12 protein-coding genes are annotated in these 17,244 nt (G+C 70.2%); 8 read left to right on the plus strand and 4 right to left on the minus strand.

Annotated features, from left to right (window positions below):
* The gene (locus tag ACQP00_RS03865) at positions 1-918 is read left to right on the plus strand and encodes an SCO2523 family variant P-loop protein (protein ID WP_433214382.1); all 918 of its coding nucleotides are present in this window, start codon (positions 1-3) and stop codon (positions 916-918) included.
* Positions 918-1,880, plus strand: a complete 963-nt coding sequence (locus ACQP00_RS03870) for an SCO2522 family protein (RefSeq protein WP_433214385.1) — start codon at positions 918-920, stop codon at positions 1,878-1,880. The genes ACQP00_RS03865 and ACQP00_RS03870 overlap by 1 nt, the downstream gene beginning before the upstream one ends.
* A 13-nt stretch (positions 1,881-1,893) precedes the next feature.
* Here ACQP00_RS03870 and ACQP00_RS03875 read toward each other — a convergent pair whose 3' ends face one another.
* Positions 1,894-2,838, minus strand: a complete 945-nt coding sequence (locus ACQP00_RS03875) for an SCO2521 family protein (RefSeq protein ID WP_433214388.1) — start codon at positions 2,836-2,838, stop codon at positions 1,894-1,896.
* Between the two features lie 292 nt (positions 2,839-3,130).
* Between ACQP00_RS03875 and ACQP00_RS03880 the strand changes: the two genes are divergently transcribed.
* Positions 3,131-4,969: a hypothetical protein gene (locus ACQP00_RS03880; protein ID WP_433214391.1), complete on the plus strand. Its 1,839-nt coding sequence runs from the start codon at positions 3,131-3,133 to the stop codon at positions 4,967-4,969.
* Between the two features lie 152 nt (positions 4,970-5,121).
* On the opposite strand, the gene ACQP00_RS03885 is transcribed toward ACQP00_RS03880, so the two are convergent.
* Together ACQP00_RS03885 and ACQP00_RS03890 are read right to left on the minus strand one after the other, a co-directional pair.
* Positions 5,122-6,375, minus strand: coding sequence for an acyltransferase family protein (locus ACQP00_RS03885; protein ID WP_433214394.1), 1,254 nt, complete (start codon positions 6,373-6,375; stop codon positions 5,122-5,124).
* Between the two features lie 51 nt (positions 6,376-6,426).
* A complete protein-coding gene (locus ACQP00_RS03890; RefSeq protein ID WP_433214397.1) occupies positions 6,427-8,124 on the minus strand; it encodes a hypothetical protein in 1,698 nt (565 codons plus the stop codon).
* A 241-nt stretch (positions 8,125-8,365) separates the two neighbouring features.
* Between ACQP00_RS03890 and ACQP00_RS03895 the strand changes: the two genes are divergently transcribed.
* The 5 genes from ACQP00_RS03895 (at position 8,366) to ACQP00_RS03915 (ending at position 15,730) form a co-directional block, all read left to right on the plus strand.
* Positions 8,366-9,064: a glycosyltransferase family 2 protein gene (locus tag ACQP00_RS03895; RefSeq protein ID WP_433214400.1), complete on the plus strand. Its 699-nt coding sequence runs from the start codon at positions 8,366-8,368 to the stop codon at positions 9,062-9,064.
* Between the two features lie 215 nt (positions 9,065-9,279).
* Positions 9,280-11,412, plus strand: a complete 2,133-nt coding sequence (locus ACQP00_RS03900) for a S8 family serine peptidase (RefSeq protein ID WP_433214403.1) — start codon at positions 9,280-9,282, stop codon at positions 11,410-11,412.
* Positions 11,413-11,507: 95 nt separating this feature from the next.
* Positions 11,508-12,548, plus strand: coding sequence for a Clp protease N-terminal domain-containing protein (locus ACQP00_RS03905; RefSeq protein ID WP_433214406.1), 1,041 nt, complete (start codon positions 11,508-11,510; stop codon positions 12,546-12,548).
* A 166-nt stretch (positions 12,549-12,714) separates the two neighbouring features.
* Positions 12,715-13,533 (plus strand): metallophosphoesterase family protein, encoded by an 819-nt coding sequence (locus tag ACQP00_RS03910; RefSeq protein WP_433214409.1) that lies wholly within the window; start codon positions 12,715-12,717, stop codon positions 13,531-13,533.
* An 82-nt stretch (positions 13,534-13,615) separates the two neighbouring features.
* Complete coding sequence (locus ACQP00_RS03915) at positions 13,616-15,730, plus strand: carboxypeptidase-like regulatory domain-containing protein (protein ID WP_433214412.1); 2,115 nt, start codon at positions 13,616-13,618, stop codon at positions 15,728-15,730.
* Positions 15,731-15,779: 49 nt separating this feature from the next.
* On the opposite strand, the gene ACQP00_RS03920 is transcribed toward ACQP00_RS03915, so the two are convergent.
* Positions 15,780-17,198, minus strand: a complete 1,419-nt coding sequence (locus ACQP00_RS03920) for a S28 family serine protease (protein ID WP_433214415.1) — start codon at positions 17,196-17,198, stop codon at positions 15,780-15,782.
* Between the last annotated feature and the right edge of the window lie 46 nt (positions 17,199-17,244).

The raw sequence follows: 17,244 nt of genomic DNA on the forward strand, positions 1-17,244 counted from the left end.
GTGCTGATCTTCGCCACTTCGGACAACGGCGGCGCCGGCCGCTCGGTCACGAGCTGCAATGTCGCGTTTCGCAGCTCACTGTTCAACCGCGAGGTGTGCTACCTCGACTTCAACTTCGGCTCACCCACGGCCGGCTCCATCTTCCAGATCGCGGGCGCCTCCAGCGGCACCCGGAACGGTGGCCTGCACTCCTACTTGCAGGGCCGCATCAGCACGCCCGAGCGCCTGGACATCTGGACCTCGTCCGACCGTCAGAGCCTGCGCCAGCGCCCGCCTGGGGCCGGCCAGCTGATCCTCTTCCCGGGCGACCACGGCGGCTCGGAGTTCCCGACCACCCCGGAGATGAACAAGCGCTGCGCGGAACTGTTCCTGCGCCTGGACGAGGAGTTCGACATCGTCCTGGTCGACCTGAGCGCCGGGCGGTCGTACGCGACCGACATGGTGCTGGCCGCAACCGCGATGCCGAGCCTGCGCAAGGTGCTCACCCGCTGGCTGATCTTCCACCGGTGGACCAACCAGCACGTCGGTGCGGCCGCCAGCCTGGTCTACGACGAGGGCGGCATCCTGGCCACCGGCGAGGCCCGCGGGCACGACCCGGAGACTCTGCTCGACTCGCTGCGCTTCGTGCGCACCGCGGTCATCAACCCCGACGGCGAGGAGCTCAGCTCGCTGCGTCCGGCCCAGATCGCCTTCCTGCGTGAGTGCGACGCCCGTCTGACGGAGCTGGCCAGCAACCGCAAGGTGGGGCGTACCCGGGTCATTGCCGCGATCCCACTCGATCCGCTGCTGCAGTGGCGGGAGCAGCTGATCTCGGACAATGACCTGTACGAGCGCAAGATCGCGAACGTCGAGACGGTGGAGGCGTTCGAGAAGCTCGCCAAGGACCTCGTCGACGATGTCGCGTGGGAGGTTGTGTAATGGTGGCCGATGTCGAGTTTCACGAGGTAACAGCCGAGCCGCGGACCCAGTCGATCCCGTTGTCGCACCTGTCGATCGAGCTCGGACACCTCTACGCGGAGGACTTCGGCCCCGGGTTCGTCAACATTGACCGGCATTTCGAGCGGGTCGCTCCCTGGGTGCGCCAGGCCCGGGCGGCCTGTGCGGCCATGCTGCCCGAGGGGGCACGGCCGCGGATCAGCACATGCTTCCTGGTCGACGACTACCGCAACGAGACTCCGACCCCGCCCGAGGTCATCGAGCAGTTGCGTAGGGCCGCCGAGGCGCACGAGCTGACGATCGACTACGTGGCACGGGAGTCGGGCTGTGTAGAAGCCGAGGGCGTGGCCCTGGCCGAGCTCGTCGTCGACCGTCTCGTGCCCGACCCGCCGCAGCACACGACGGGCGGTCGCCCGCCGGCGGTGGAGTCGGGTTGGCTGTGTAACGGTGAGCGCACCCCGGGCCGGGCACCGGCGATGGCGTCGAGTTCCTCGTGGACTCCGCCGCAGGAGAGCGGGCCCAACGGGCACTCGATCTTCGTCGACGTCGAGCTCTGGTCGCAGCTGCGCGACGAGCGGATCTGGTCCTGCGCTTTCCTTGCGTCCGTGTGGCAGCTCGTGCGGCTCGGACTGCTGCGCCATCGCGGCGAGGCGGCCGTCCGCCCGTATCGCTTGGACGACGCCGAGTCCCTCCCGCTGGGCTGGAGCCGGCTCCCCGCCGTCATCCAGCTCAACCCGAAGGCGCCGCCATTCGCCGCGTACCAGACGATGTCGGTCCTGCGCACCCAGTTCCTCCCGGTGGAGCTGGCCGTGCGTACGATCCTCAGCCAGGTTGCGGTCGAGGTCCCTGTGCTCGATGAACTCGGCCGGCGGGGTGCGCACGAGGGCGTGATCGTGCCGGAGCAGATCGTGCAGCGGATTTCGTACGTGTTCGTCAACGACTGACGCGCCGGAGCAGTCAGCGAGCGTTCTCCAGCAGGGCCATCGTGCCGGAAGTGAGCTGGTCGCGGATCCAGTTCACCGACGAGTTCCATTGCCGCGTGAAACCGGGCCGCTGCTCGAGCACGTCCCACACCGGCGACAGTTGCGGGCTCACCCGGGCCCCGGGCATCCACAGGTGCAGCAGATGCTCGACCACCGGCCGCAGTCGCGCCGCCTTGTCGGTCACCGACCGCCGGCTGCTCGCCACCGACTCCACATAGGCCGTGACGGTGGTCAGCAGCCAGTCGTGCAGGGCGAGGTCCTCGCACAGCTGCTGAGCGGCGGCTGCGTCCTGCGATCCCAGCTCCAACTCGACCGTGCGTAGACCGTCGGAGCCGACCGTGAACCGAGCGCGGCCGGTCGTGCTGAACTGCTCGTCGATCATGACGGTCCACCGCAGCCGGGTGCGCTGGGTCCGCAACGGGGCTCGCCGGTCGAGGCGGTCCGCTCCCTGCACGGCGTCCATGAGCCGTGCCGCGATGCCGCCGAGGCTCAACGTGTCTTCCGCGGCGCCAAACGGGCTGCGCCGGGCCGGCTGCAGGAATCCGGCGACGACGTCGGCCCAGTCGGTGCGTCCGATCGCCTCGAGCCGGCCGACCTGTGCGATGTAGTGCGACCACGGCAGCCGTCGGCCGGCCGCGCTGGGTTCGACGCGGGCCGCCGCCGACGTCTGCACGACGCGCCCGCCGCTGAGCACTGCCCGCGACAATGTCGCGCCGACGCAGCGGACCTTGCGGCGCGACGCGCTGGGCAGCATGCAGTCGACCCCGACCGGCAGGTCGGGCGAAACCACGTAGGATCCCGGTCGCTGCGACGCCGTGACGTTGGCACCCTCGACGAGGCTGAGGAATTCGACGGCTTCGGCGGTCGGCAGCGAGGTCGAATGCTGCAGCAGACCGGTGTGCACCTCGCCGATCAACATGGCCACTCCGCTCCGACGGCTCTTTCGATTCCACCGTACTGGCCCGATCGCTGGCAACCGGACGACGTGCAGGTGCATGCGCCAGCAGCTTGCATTCCTGACCAGATTGTCCGGATATCAAGCGTATGCAGTCATCACCTGCACCGAAACGCACGACGGTGCCGATTCGGCGGGGGCGGGACGGCCGCGTTCCTGTCATAAAGCTGTAACAGGAGGTCCGCCCCGGTCCGGGTGCACCTGGGCGGGGCTCGAAACTCACGGTTACCGCAGGTGATGCTCTACTCTCCACGTCATGTCTGTCGTCAGCGCCGACACCCCAGTGACCGATGAGCCGGAGAAGGAGCACGCGCCCGTGGAGGATGCCGGGCGGGCCTCCTGGCTCCGGCGGCACCGTGCCGACCTGCTGATTCTCGCCGCGTTCATCATCGCCGGCGGCTATCTCTACGCGCACGTCTGGGTTGATCCGGGCGGGCGGCGGCCGCTGCACAGTTACAGCGACTACTTCCAGTTCGAGTGGTTCCTGACGGCCGATACGCGGGCGTTTCTGGGGCTGCACAACCCGTTCTTCAATGATCTGCAGAACGCCGGTGTGGGCGTCAACATGATGGCCAACACCAGTGTGCTCGGGCTGGCGCTGCCGCTGTTGCCGATCACGTTGTTGTTCGGGGCGGGCACCAGCTTCGTGGTCGCCGCCACGCTGGGTTTTGCGATGACCGCATTCGGCTGGTACTGGGTGCTGCACCGCGAACTGCGCCTGCACCGCGCGGCGGCGGTGCTCGGTGGGGCGTTCATCGCCTTCGGGCCGCCCCTGGTGGCGCATGGCAATGCGCACTTGAACATGGTGTCGCTGTGGCTGGTGCCCTGGATCGTCCGGTTCGCGCTCAAGCTGTTCCGGTCCGAGCGGCCCGTTCGGGACGGGGTGTGGCTCGGTGCGCTCATTGTGTACCAGGTCTTCATCGGCGAAGAGGTGCTGCTCATGGCGGCCCTCGCGCTGGCGCTGTTCGTGATTTTCTACGGGATCGGGAACCGGGCGCGGATGCGGGACGAGGTGCGGCAGATGCGCCGGCCGTTCCTCATCGGCATCGGTACGGCGCTCGCGGTCTCGCTGCCGCTGCTCGCGTTTCCGTTGTACTGGCAGTTCTTCGGCACGCAGTCGTACAAGAACATCGGCGACCTGAACTATGTCACCAACGATCTCAACACGTTCACCGAGTTCTCGACGAAGTCGCTCGGCAATCAGTCCGGGGTGCTGACGTCGACGAACTACAGCGAGGAGAACACGTACTTCGGCTGGGCGCTGCCGATCCTGGCCGTGGCGATCTTCCTGTGGCTGTGGCGGGACCGGCTGGTGCGCACTGTGGCGATCCTCGGCGGGCTGTTCGCGGTGCTGTCGATCGGGCCCCAGGTCGTCGTGCACCACAAGGGCACCGGCATTCCCGCGCCGTGGCGGCTGTTCGTCGACGTGCCGCTGCTGGACTCGATGAACGTCGGCCGGTTCACTTTCGTCACCGTGGCGGCGCTGGGCGTGATGCTGGCCGTGGCCACCGACCGGGTGCTCAGGTCGGAGCGGTTCGCCGGCGAGGGCGAGCGGAAGGTGCCCGTGCGGCTGATCTGGATCGGCGCGCTCGCCGCCGCTCTGGTACCGCTGTTCCCGCAGCCGCTGCCCGCCACCGGCCTGCCGGCGATCCCGCGGTTCATCACCTCCGGCAACTACCGGGAGTACGTGGCGGAGAACCACACCATGTTCCCGGTCCCGCCGATGGACGCGGTCAACAACGTGCTGCCGCTGAGCTGGCAGGTCGCCGGCGGGATGGACTTCCGGATTCCGGAGGGGTACTTCATGGGCCCCGTCGGCAACGACCGCGAGGCGAGCAACCAGCCGCCGAAGGGCCCGACCGCGGCGCTGCTGACCAAGGTCTTCAGCACCGGCAAGGCGGTCACCCCGACCGCGACCGAGAAGGCCGCCATCGAGGCCGAGCTCAAGCGCATCCAGGCCGACGCGTTCGTCGCCTACGGCAAGCAGGCCACCACCCGGCTGCCCGAGCTGAAGGCCACCCTGGACCCGCTGTTCGGCCCGGCCCGCCAGGTCGACGACGTCTGGCTGTGGGACGTCCGGTCGCTGACGAACTGAGACGGAAGCGGACGGTCTTACTGGCAGCGGGGTCCACGGTAGCGATGTCCTGAAGAACGGTGGGGGAGCAAGCTCCACCCACACCCCCTCAAAACCAGCGCCGATCCGACGTGCGGCAAGAAAGGGCCCGGGTTTCGACCCGGGCCCTGTGCTTATTTGCTGTTGCTGATCAGTTCTGGATCGGGGTCTGGATCGGGGTCCCGCTTCACCGGCGGCGGAGGCGGTGGCGGAGGCGGTGGCGGGGACTCCTTGTCCGGCACGACCTTCGGTTGCAGGACGCCACTGTCGGCCCGGCCGATGGCGTCGAAGCCGCGGCGCAGGCCCCGCTTGAGGATCGGCGCGAACGGGCGCTCGACCAGCCGGTGGCCGAGGTAGGCCAGCACCAGCATGCCGCCGACGGTCAGCGCGAGCAGCGGCCAGGGGTCGATCCGGCCCTTCATCGAGCGGATGAAGATGACGCCGATGTCCTGGTGCAGCAGGTACAGCGGGTAGGTCAGCGCCCCCGCCACGGTCAGCCAGCGCCAGCGCGCCCAGCTCGTCCAGCCCAGCGCCACCGCGGCCACGCAGGCCACGAAGCCCAGCACCAGGAACTCGGCGAAGACCCAGCTCAGCGGGTGGCTGATGAAATTGCTGGTCCACCGCACGTCGATCAGCAACTGGTGCTGGGCGACCAGCAGGCAGCCCACGATCATGCCCCAGAGCAGCCAGGTCGACCCGAAGCGGTGCACGAGGTACAGCAGAATCCCGACGATGAAGTAGGGCGAGTAGGCCGGCTGCACCACGGCGTTGACCAGCGGAATGTTCAGCTGCCCGAACAGCACGGTCGCGGCCAGCCAGAGCGCGCAGAAGGCCAGCGTCCGCTTGTAGGTCACGCCGATCAGCACGACGACCGCGAACAGCAGGTAGAAGCGCAGCTCCGACCAGAGCGTCCAGTAGACCCAGTCGACGTGCGGGACGCCGAAGGCCTCCTGGGCCATGGTGAAGTTCAGCAGCAGGTCCGACAGCGAGTGCACGCGCAGGATGACCTGCACGGAGTCGGCGGTCGGGCGGTTGAGGTAGACGATCGTAAAGGACAGCGCGACCGCGACCCAGTACATCGGGTACAGCCGCACGATCCGCGAGATCAGGAAGTCGCTCAGCCGCCGGCCCCACGAGCTCATGCAGATGACGAACCCGCTGACCACGAAGAACAGCTGGACACCGAAGCTGCCGTAGGTGGCCAGGCCGTACAGATGCGTGAAGAGCTGATTGTTCGGGCGCTCCCAGAGGTGCGAGCGCGTGGTCCCCACGTAGTGGTACGACACCACGAGGAGGGCGGCGACGAGGCGGAGCCCGTCGAGGGCGGCGAGCCGGCCCTCGCGCTTCGGGGCGCCGGTGCCGCTGGGGGACGGTCGGTCGTTGCGCACCGGGAACCTTAACTCCCTGGCCGCCGGGATGTCGAACCCCCGGCGGGCCGATCAATTCACGAGGTAGATGACGTAGCCGTCGACGTGCTCGACGCGGTAGGTCTTGCCCGCCTTGTCCAGGATCGCCTCCACGGCGGGAAGGCGGTAGGTGCCGTTGCTCTTCTGCAGGAACGGCGAGCCCTTGCAGTTGAACCAGGGCAGGGAGCGGCAGGGGTTGTCGGCGAACACGTATGCGGCGCGCGGGTCGGCCGTGGTGTCCACCCAGTACTGGTAATAGCGGTTCTGCCCCGGCCCCATGTCGAGGGCCTCGTTGGTCGAGGCGCACGTGATCTGCTCCTCGGCCCGGAAGGCGATCTTCGCGCAGGTCCAGTAGTCCGAGTAGAAGTGCTCGACGCCCTCCCGGTGCAGCGTGCTCACCAGGGCGGCGTCGGTCCGGTTGATCTCCCGTACCCGCGGCACGTCGGCGAACGCCGCCCCGGTGCCGAGCACCAGAGCCAGGCCGTAGCCGAGCACGCCGGCCGCGCAGGCGAGCCGGAGCAGCTTCGGGAACAGGCCCGCGCGCTCCCGGGCCCACGTGAAGCCCTCGGCCAGCGGCCGGAACACGGCGGGCAGCGCGATCACGAAGCCGATCAGGTACCGCGCGTGGATGGCGGGCCAGACGACCGCCGCGTTGCTGAACGCGAACAGGTAGAACGTGATCAGGGCGGCCAGCAGCATCGCGAAGTGCAGGCTCGGGCGGCGCGAGCCGGTCGGCTCGGTGCGCCGGTTGCGCCACGCCCGCCACAGTAGCCACGCGGCCAGCAGGGTCGCGATGCCGAGCAGCACCATGTAGCCCGTGCCCCAGCCGGCCCGCGACAGCGAGCACGGCCGGGCCCAGGACGTCGTCGGCCCGATCGCGGCCAGCTCGTTGGCCTGGCAGAACGGCTCGCCGGTCATCATCGGCACGCTGACGCGCACCGCGTCCCAGAGCGCGTGCAGCTTCGCCTCGAGGCCCTCGGGTGGGGTACCGCGGACCACCGAGAGCGTCGTGAGCGTGTCCGTGCCCGGCGCGGCGTGCAGGTTGAACCAGAGCAGCGGGAACATCCCGAGCACCAGCCCGGCCCCGGCGATCACCGGCGCGGCCAGCTGGACGAACTCGCGCCAGCAGTACAGCACCAGCACCACGCCGGACATCAGCGCGAACGGCGCGATGAGCAGGTCGGACCACAGGCCGGTGCCGGCCAGCACACCCCAGGCGGCATAGGCGGCCAGGCGCCAGCGGCACTCGCGGAAGACGCGGTACGGCCGGTACGTCGTCACCAGCCACGCGGCCAGCAGGAACAGCAGCGAGGAGATGGCCAGCGTCTCGCCGTAGCCGCCGATCGCGGACAGCTCGCGGGCGAACACGTACGGCGAGCCCAGCGCCAGCAGGGCCAGCGTGATCAGGGCCCAGCGCGGGCCGTACACGAGCCGGGTGAACAGGTAGCTGCTGACCAGGAACACCGCGAAGAGCAGCACCATGCCCAGCCGCAGGACGAACAGCGAGGTCCCGAAGAGCTGGAACAGTGCGGCGCCGAGGAATGCCTCGTGCGGGCCCATGTAGAACTGGCCGGGGTAGAAGGTCGGCAGCTCGCCCTGGTAGGCGATGTGCAGCCCCATGAGGCCGATGAAGCCCTCGTCGCTGTTGGTCTCCGGCCAGCCGAGGGCGATCAGGGTGGTGCGGATCGCGACGCCCAGGGCGATGAGCCCGGTGGCGGTCCAGACGTGCACGCGGCGTGACCGTGGCCGGGGTTCGCTCGGGCCGGCGCTGGGCGCCTGCTGGGGCGGATCGGCGATGGTTTCGGTCTGCAAGATCGCTGCTCCCCCGGCTGCCGAGACGTTCCGGCGGACTATACCGACCGGCCCGGGCCCGGGGTGAGAGGTGGTGAGCCGTGGGTGACCAGGCGCGGATGACTGCGGGGCTTCGTCAGCGTACTGTGAGCGCGTCTCGTAACCAAGCGCTGGAGTCCCCGTGAAGCTCTCCATCCTGATGCCCGTGTACAACGAAGAGGCCCGGCTGCCTGACGCATTGAAGCAGGCCCTCGCCGTTGACTACCCGTGCGAGATCGAGCTCGTGGTCGTCGACGACGGCAGCAAGGACGGGACGGCTCAGATCCTGGCCGCGGCCGACGACAGCCGCCTGCGCCCGATCACCCACCCCCGCAACCAGGGCAAGGGCGCCGCGATCAAGACGGCCGTGGCCGAGGCGACCGGCGACTACATGGTCATTCTCGATGCCGACCTCGAGTACGACCCGAACGACATCCCGCGCCTGCTCGACCCGGTGCTCGACGGGCGGGCGACGGTCGTCTACGGGAATCGGACCTTCGGATCGCACAGCTCCTTCTCGTTCTGGTACGTGATGGGCAACAAGGCCGTCACGACCGCCGCGAACATGCTGTACAACTGCTACCTCGGCGACCTCGAGACCTGCTTCAAGCTGATGCCGCTGGAGCTGTACCGCTCGCTGGCGATCAAGTCGAAGGGCTTCGGCATGGAGGCCGAGGTGACCGGCAAGCTGCTGCGCCGCAAGGTCCGGCCGTTCGAGGTGCCGATCAGCTACGCCGCCCGCTCCCGCGAGGAGGGCAAGAAGATCACGGCGATGGACGGGGTCGAGGCGCTCTGGATTCTGCTCAAGGAGCGGATCCGCAAACCCCCGGCGAACATCTGACGAACGCGCCGGCGGTCGGGACCACTCCGACCGCCGCCGACGCGTTCGTTCGCTGTTCGTACCGGAAGAATTGGCCGATCGACGGAGTCGCATCCGCCGATTCGTGAGGATTATGTTCCCCCGTTGTGACCCAAGCCCCTCGTCCGTTCGGACAGGGTCCCAAGCAACGGGGAGTTCCGCCTGTGTCTGAAAAACCCCTGCCCAGGCGTGCCCCGATGACCCGTTTCGCGGTCATCGGCGCGGTCGCCACGGTCCTCGTCGCCGCCGGCACCACCGCGGCGTTCGCGGCGCCTGTGCAGCAAGGCAACGTAAGCAAGGTCAACAAGCCGTCGCACGGCCTCGGCAACCGTACGGACACCGTGAGCTCGCGGGCCAAGGTGCCCGTGGCGACGGAGAAGTTCCGGGCCGGCGGAATCGGCGCGGTGGCCGGCAGCTACCTCGTCGTCCTGAAGAACACGAAGGCGACCCAGGACCAGGTCACCGCGAGCGCCGGCACGCTCACGAAGGCCCACAACGCCAAGGTCGGCAAGGTCTGGTCGAAGTCCCTGCGCGGGTTCTCGGCGACCATGACCGAGGCCGACGCCCGCAAGCTGGCGGCCGACCCGAGCGTGGCGTACGTCGAACAGAACCGGCTCGTCTCGAAGTCCGACACGCAGAACACCCACCCGGCGGTGAACCACCTGAACCTCTGGGGCCTGGACCGCATCGACCAGCCCTTCCTGCCGCTCGACCACGGCTACACGTACCCCACGGGCGGCAGCGGGGCCGGCGGCGTCCACGTCTACGTGATCGACTCCGGGGTCGACAAGAACCACCCCGAGTTCGCCGGCAACACCGGTTTCCAGCACCCGTACTCGGTCACCTACACCCCCGACCAGCTCCAGGACTGCACCCAGCCCGAGCCGGGCATGGACGACGACGGCCACGGCACCTTCGTCGCCGCCGAGATCGCCGGCGCCACGTTCGGCGTGGCCAAGCAGGTGCCGATCGAGTCCGTCAAGGTGCTCGACTGCACCGGCCACGGCTCGGTGGAGCAGGTCCTCGAGGGCGTCGAGCACGTCACCGCGACCGCGATCCTGCCGGCCGTGGCGAACATGAGCCTCGGCTCGGAGGCCAGCCAGGCCATCGACGACGCGGTCAAGCAGTCCATCGCGGCCGGCATCACCTACACGGTCGCGGCCGGCAACGAGGGCACCGACGCCTGCACCAGGTCGCCCGCCCGCGTGCCCGAGGCCATCACCGTCGGCGCCACGGACGCGACGGACTTCCGGGCCTCGTTCTCCAACTACGGCGCCTGCCTGGACCTCTTCGCGCCGGGCGTGAGCATCGAGTCGGCCTTCGCCTCCAGCAGCACGTGGGCGGACGGCACCTCGATGGCCGCGCCGCTGGCCGCCGGGGATGCGGCGCTGCTGCTGCAGGCCCACCCGACCTGGACTCCGGCCCAGGTCCGCGACGCGATGGTGACCGCGAGCATCACCGGTACGGTGCACGGGGCCGGGACCGGCACGACCAGCAAGCTGCTGCGCGTGGGGGAGCCGGGCACCCCGGCCTCGTTCGGCCTGCGCGCCCGGGCCAACAGCCTGATCGTGACCGCCGACGGTGCGGGCACGAAGCCGATGGTCGCCAACCGGTACGCCGTGGGGGCCTGGGAGGGCATCACCGTCGTCGACGCCGGTGGCGGTCTGGTCGGCCTGCGCTCCAGCTCCAACAACCTCTTCATCACGGCCGACGCCGGCGGCAACGCCCCGTTGATCGCCAACCGGACGAGCATCGGGGACTGGGAGAAGTTCACGCTCGTGCGCAACCCCGACGGCAGCGTGAGCTTCCGGGCCGCGGTCAACGGCAAGTACGTCACGGTGGACATGAACAACGGCGGCAAGCTGATCGCCAACCGCCCGTCCGTCGGCGCGTGGGAGTCGTTCGACCTGGCCGGCCCGGGCGCCGTGGTGTTCCTCCAGGCGTGGGCGAACGACAACTTCGTCTCGGCCGCCAACGGCGGTGCCTCGCCGCTGATCGCCAACCGGACCGAGATCGGCGCCTGGGAGCAGTTCGACGTGGTCGACGTGAACGGCTACGCCGCGTTCGTCGCGCACGCCAACGGCAACTACGTGACCGTCGACCTGAACAACGGGAGCAAGCTGATCGCCAACCGGGCGGCCCCGGGCTCCTGGGAGATGTACGCGATGGTCTCCAACCCGGACGGCTCGACGAGCCTCTTCGCCAACGCGAACGGCCGGTACGTCACGGCCGACAACGGCGGTGCCTCGCCGCTGGCCGCCAACCGCACCGTGGTCGGCGGCTGGTGGGAGGAGTTCTACTTCTACACGATGGACGAGCTGAACCCGTAGGCTCGCCCGCCCGTATCGCGTTCCCCCGCCGGTCGCCCGTACCGGCGGGGGAATCGTGTTTTCGCGGCTTTTCCCGGCTGCAGTACCGTGGCGCGGTGAGCTTCGGTCAACCCGTCGCCTCCCTCGAGGTGCAGGTCGCGCTGTCCTGGGCCGTCCGGCGGGCCTGGGAGGCCCGCGAGCCCAGCGTCAGTGCCGAGCGGGCCGCCGACGCCATGCTCCGCATGCTCGGGGCGGACGAGGTGCGCTGGCAGATGCTGCCGGGCTGGGGCGCCTCCGGCGAGGGGGTCCCGGCCGAGCAGGAGGACGAGGTCGAGGCGACGCTCCGGCTGGCCCAGTGGCGGGCCCGCCGGGAGCTGCGCCGCTCGGCCGCCGACCCGCTGCCGGAGTGGGACCCGCGGGTGCGGGTCGGGCTCGGGCGGGCCCTCGCGGCCGCCGCCGAGGCGCCCTCGATCCGCTGCATCGGTTTCCGGCTGTTCCTGCGCGCGCTGCTCGTGGAGTGCGCGTCGCCGGGGGAGTGGTCGGAGTTCATCCGCCGCTTCCATCTGCGCCCCGACGAGGAGTTCCTGCTCGACGGCACGCCCCCGGTCAGCTCGGCCACCGCGTTCCTGCGCCCGGTGCGCAACGGCGACCCGGTGCTCTCCGGCCTGGCCGCCCCGGCGGTCCTGCGCGGCGAGGCGGTCCAGCAGGCCGTCCGCGGCGGCTGCGCCCTGGTCGGCCAGGCGCACATGGTGATGGCCATGTGCTCGCTGGACTACCTGATGGAGATCACCCGCATCCGGCTCGCCGAGGACGCCGAGGCGACCAACCGCGGCGGGCGCGTGCTGGCCGAGCTCGGGCTGACCTACCCGGCCGTCAAGGACTTCGCGATGGACCTCTCGCCCGCCCCGGCCGACATCCCCCGCGAGGAGAAGGCGTGGCGGGTGGGGCGGGGGGATCCGCCGTACGGCGCCGACCTCTTCCAGTCCGCCGGCGAGGCGACCCGGCTCGCCGGCGAACTCGGGCACCGCTACGTCGGCTCGTCCCACCTGCTCTTCGCGATCGCTTCGGAGGGCGACGGCCCGGGCGCCCGGATGCTGCGCGGGCACGGCATCGACCCCGCGAACGTCGCCGTGCGCCTGGGCCGCGAGCTCTCTTGAGGCAAGAGCCCCGGGTCCGCGGCGAGCGCCGCCTGCTGCCCTAGAACCCGGTGCGGTGTTGAGGGGGTGTGGGTGGAGCTTGCTCCCCCACTGCTTCTCAGGACATCGAACAGTATCCAACGGTGCCAGAGAGACCATCCGATGCCCTCTCGGTAGGCTGCCAACCGTGACCGGGCGACTGCTGGCGATCAGCGACCTCCATGTCGGATACGCCGAGAACCGCGCGCTCGTCGAGCAGATGCGGCCGACCCACCCCGACGACTGGCTCATCGTGGCGGGTGACGTGGCCGAGCGGTTCGCCGACGTGACCTGGGCGCTGCGCACGCTCAGCGAGCGGTTCGCCAAGGTGATCTGGGCGCCGGGCAACCACGAGCTGTGGACCCCGCAGAACGATCCCGAGCAGTCGCGCGGGGTGGCACGGTACGAGCGGCTCGTCGCCGCCTGCCGTGAGCTGGGGGTGCTCACGCCCGAGGACCCGTACCCGAGGTGGGAGGACCGGCTGACAATTGCGCCGCTCTTCGTGCTGTACGACTACTCGTTCTGGCCCAAGGGCGCGACCTCGACCGAGGAGGCGCTGGCGATGGCCCACAAGGCCGGCATCGTGGGAACCGACGAGGCCCTCCTGCACCCCGACCCCCATCCCGGCCGCGCGGCGTGGTGCGCGGCGCGGCTGGAGCTCACCGAGGCCCGGCTGGCGGCGATCGAGGGCCCGACGGTGCTGGTCAACCACTTTCCGGTGGTCCGGGAGCCGACGGATGTCCTCTGGTACCCCGAGTTCGCCCTCTGGTGCGGCACGACCCGCACGCGCGACTGGCCCACCCGGTTCAACGCCGAGGTCGTCGTCTACGGGCACCTGCACATCCCACGCACCATGTGGATCGACGGCATCCGGCACGAGGAGGTCTCGGTCGGGTACCCGCGCGAGTGGAGCAAGCGGGACCGCCCGCCCGCGCAGTTGCGCCCGATTTTGGACGTTCCGGCCTAGTACGTCGGCCCGGGTCCCCGCGCCCCGGCGACTTCGGGAATGATCGATGCGCCACCCCAGCCACCCCCTTTGGGAGCGCAGTTTGCGAAAGCATGCCCTGCGCCGTTCGCTGCTGTCCCTGGCAGCCACGGCGCTCGTCGTCACCGGCATCGCGGTGCCCGCCGGACCGGCCCGCGCGGCCGCGACAGGCACGGTCACCGGCCACCTCACCGACGCCGCCGGACAGCCCCTGAATGCCGCCTACGTCGCGGTCCGCACCTCCGACTTCGGCTGGCCGCACTCGACCTACACCGACGCGACCGGCGCCTACACCGTCTCGGGGCTCGACGCCGGCGACTACATCGTCAGCTTCAGCCCGTTCGGCACGGCGTTCACGCAGTACGCGCACCAGAAGCTGACCCCGGGCGCGGCCGACCACGTCGCCGTGGCCGCGGGCGCCACCGTCGTGGTCGACGACCAGGCGCTGCCCACCGGCAGGATCACCGGGGCGCTGCACAAGCGCGACGGCTCGCCGGCCCAGGCCGCCATCAACGTCTACACCGCCGAGGGCCAGAACGTGCTCGGCAGCGGGCACACCGACCCCGACAACGGCACGTTCTCGCTGGAGGTGCTGCCGGGCTCGTACAAGCTCAGCTTCTACGACTACCCGTCGGTGGCCCAGTGGAACGGTGCGGTGCTCAGCTACGCCGAGGCGGCCCCGATCACCGTGGTCGCCGGGCAGGCGACGGCGCTGCAGGAGACCCTCGTGGCGACCGGCTCCATCGCCGGCCGGCTGACCAACGCCGACGGCAGCCCGGCCGCCGGGGTCGCGGTCGGGACGAGCTACCGGGACTACTCGGTGGCCGGCAAGAACGCCACGACCGGTGCCGACGGGCGCTACCGGATCGACGGGGTGCCGGTCAGCGACAAGTGGATCCTCGGCTTCACCGGGGCGAACAACATCGTGCAGTACACCCCGGGAAAAATCCTCCGGGACGAGGCGGTCGCGGTGCCGGTCACGGCTGATCAGGTGACCACGGTGGACGAGCAGTTCCTGCCCACGGGCACGCTGCACATCAAGGCCCACGACGCCGCGACCGGCGCGCCGCTGTCCGGCTTCTGCGCCTGGGACCGGGTCGTCTTCGCGCTCGGCGGCTGCGCCGACGGCACCGAGATGGTGCTCACCAACCTGTTCGCCGGGGACTGGGGCTTCGACGTCACCAGCACCGACCGCGGGCACTTCAACACCGACAACGCCCGGGTCACCGTGGCCGCCGGGCAGGACACCACGCTCGACGTGGCCCTGCGCCCGGGCGCGGTGCTCAGCGTGCCGCTGACCAAGCGGGCCGGCGGCGCGGCGGTCGAGGGCTGCGTGCGGGTGGCCAAGGCCGGCGACCTGTTCCCGCCGCCGAACTTCATCGGCTGCTCGGACGAGTCCTCGCCGGGCACGGCCGTCGTCGGGCCGCTGGAGCCCGGCACGTACCAGATCTACGCCGACCCGAACGACGACGCGCTCGGCGCGCAGTGGGTGGGCGCGACCGGCGGCACCGGCGACCGCGGGGCCGCGCGGACGGTCACGCTCGTTGCGGGCCAGGCGCTCACCGCGCCGGCGGTCCAGTTCGACGCGGCCGGCTCGATCCGGGGCACCGTCACGGACGTGGCCACTGGTGCGCCGGTGCCGTACACCTGCGTCTCGGTGGTGGCCCAGTACCCCGACCACAGCGGCGACGGCTGCCGGCAGGGGACCACCGCCGCCGACGGCACCTACACGATCAGCGGCCTCGGCCCCTACGCCTGGCCGGTCCAGTTCGCGCGCTGGGACTACCAGTGGCGCTGGTCGGGCAACCAGGTGAGCCGGCCCGAGGCCACGACGGTCACGGTGCGGGTCGGCAAGAGCGTCGCGGCCAACATCAAGCTGCGCACCGGCGGCGGCACGATCGCCGGCACCATGTCCGACGCGGCCGGGCATCCGGTCGAGGGCGAGGTCGTGCCGTTCAACTCGGTCACCGGCGAGGCCGCGGGCACCGGCGGGCAGACGCTCGCCGTGGGCGGCGGGCCCTACACGGTGCCGCTGCTCGCGCCGCAGCAGTCGGTGAAGTTGCGCTGGTACACCGGCGACGGGCGCTCGGGCTGGGTCGGTGGCGGGGACTTCGCCTCCGCCACCGCGTACCAGGTCAAGAACAACAAGACGGTGACGGTGAACGTCACCGTGTCGTAGCGGTCGCGGGCGGCCGGGGTCCTCGTCGACCCCGGCCGCCCGCGCCGGATCAGCGGTTGAACCGGCGGTCGAGAGCCGGGTTGCGGTCGTCCAGGCTCGGGATGTACACCGGAGCCCCGGACGCGCTGAAGGACGAGGCCGGCGGCGTCACGTTGGCCCACCGCAGTACGGCGGACGTGGCCCTGGCGGTCTCGTCGGGCTTGAGGGCCGCGATGTTGGCGCCGTGGTTCGCGCCCGCCGCCACGTACCACTGGGAGTCGCGGGTGAACGGCCCCAGCCGGAAGGGCTCGGCGCCCCACGGGTCGTTGCCGCCGTACACGAACAGCAGCCGGCTGCCCGCGAACTTCACCCAGATGTCGATGTCGAGCATGGCCAGCGGCTGGAAGCGCGGGACCAGCTCGCGCGGGATGTAGGACTGGGCCCGGTCCTGACCGCGGTAGTGCTGCAGGCCCTTGAGGTGCGGCAGCGAGATCTCCGGGTACCCCAGCTGGTAGGACGCCTGGAAGTAGTACGGGATGAAGCCCTCGATGCCTTGGTCGGTGTTGGAGTCGAGCCCGTAGATCAGGTCGATCCAGTTCCAGATGTCGTCGCTGGACGCGGTGCGCGCGGGCACGTCGGCGCAGTCACTGGCCAGGCTGTACTGCCAGAACGCCCACGTGGTCCCGTTGACCATGAACTCGAAGGCCCGGTCGGCGTTCCCGACGATCGTGAAGGTCCGCTGGTTCTCGGTGGCCCAGGCCTGGTACCGCGCGACGAGCTCGGCCCGCCGCTTCAGCGCCTCGATCTGCACGCCGTCCAGCGCGGCCCGGCACTCCGCGGTGCCGACCTTGGTGAAGAACTTGTCGTACGCGGAGTCCTCGTCGTTGACGACGTCCTGCGGCGCCACGTAGGCGACCGTGCCGTCCACGTCGTCGGGGTAGAAGCGGCGGTGGTACACCGAGGTCATGCCGCCCTTGGACGCGCCGGTCGAGATCCACTTCTGGGAGTAGATCGGCTTCAGCGCCTGCACGATGCGGTGGTGGTCGGTGGCCGCCTGCCAGATCGTGAGCTGCTGCTGCCAGTTCGGGTCGGCCGGCCGCGACGGGGTGAAGAAGCGCTGCTCGACGGAGATCTGGTTGCCGTCGATCAGGCGGGTCGGCTCGGAGCGGAACGCGTACTCCGGCACGTTGTATCCGGTCGTGTGCAGCACCGTTGGCCGGTCGGTGCCGCGGTGCAGCAGGGTGAACCGCTGCTCGAAGGTGCCCTTGCGCGGGTTCAGGTGGTCGACCGGCTGCGTGATGCTCAGGATGAAGAAGCGGTACGGCGCGGCGACCGGCTGCTCCTCGAGCACGGTGACGCCGGGCGCGGCCTCCAGTCGGTCGCGGATGTCGGTGTCCGTCGCCGCCGCCGCGGACCCGGCCACGGCCGTGGTGCCGACCATCCCGGCCAGCAGTGCGACGGCGAGCAGCGAGCGTCGGAATCGGATCATGCGGTACCTCCACATCGAGACTTTCCGCTGTCTCGATGGAAGCTAC

This window comes from Dactylosporangium sp. CS-047395 (assembly GCF_050942185.1).
Taxonomy (GTDB): domain Bacteria; phylum Actinomycetota; class Actinomycetes; order Mycobacteriales; family Micromonosporaceae; genus Dactylosporangium.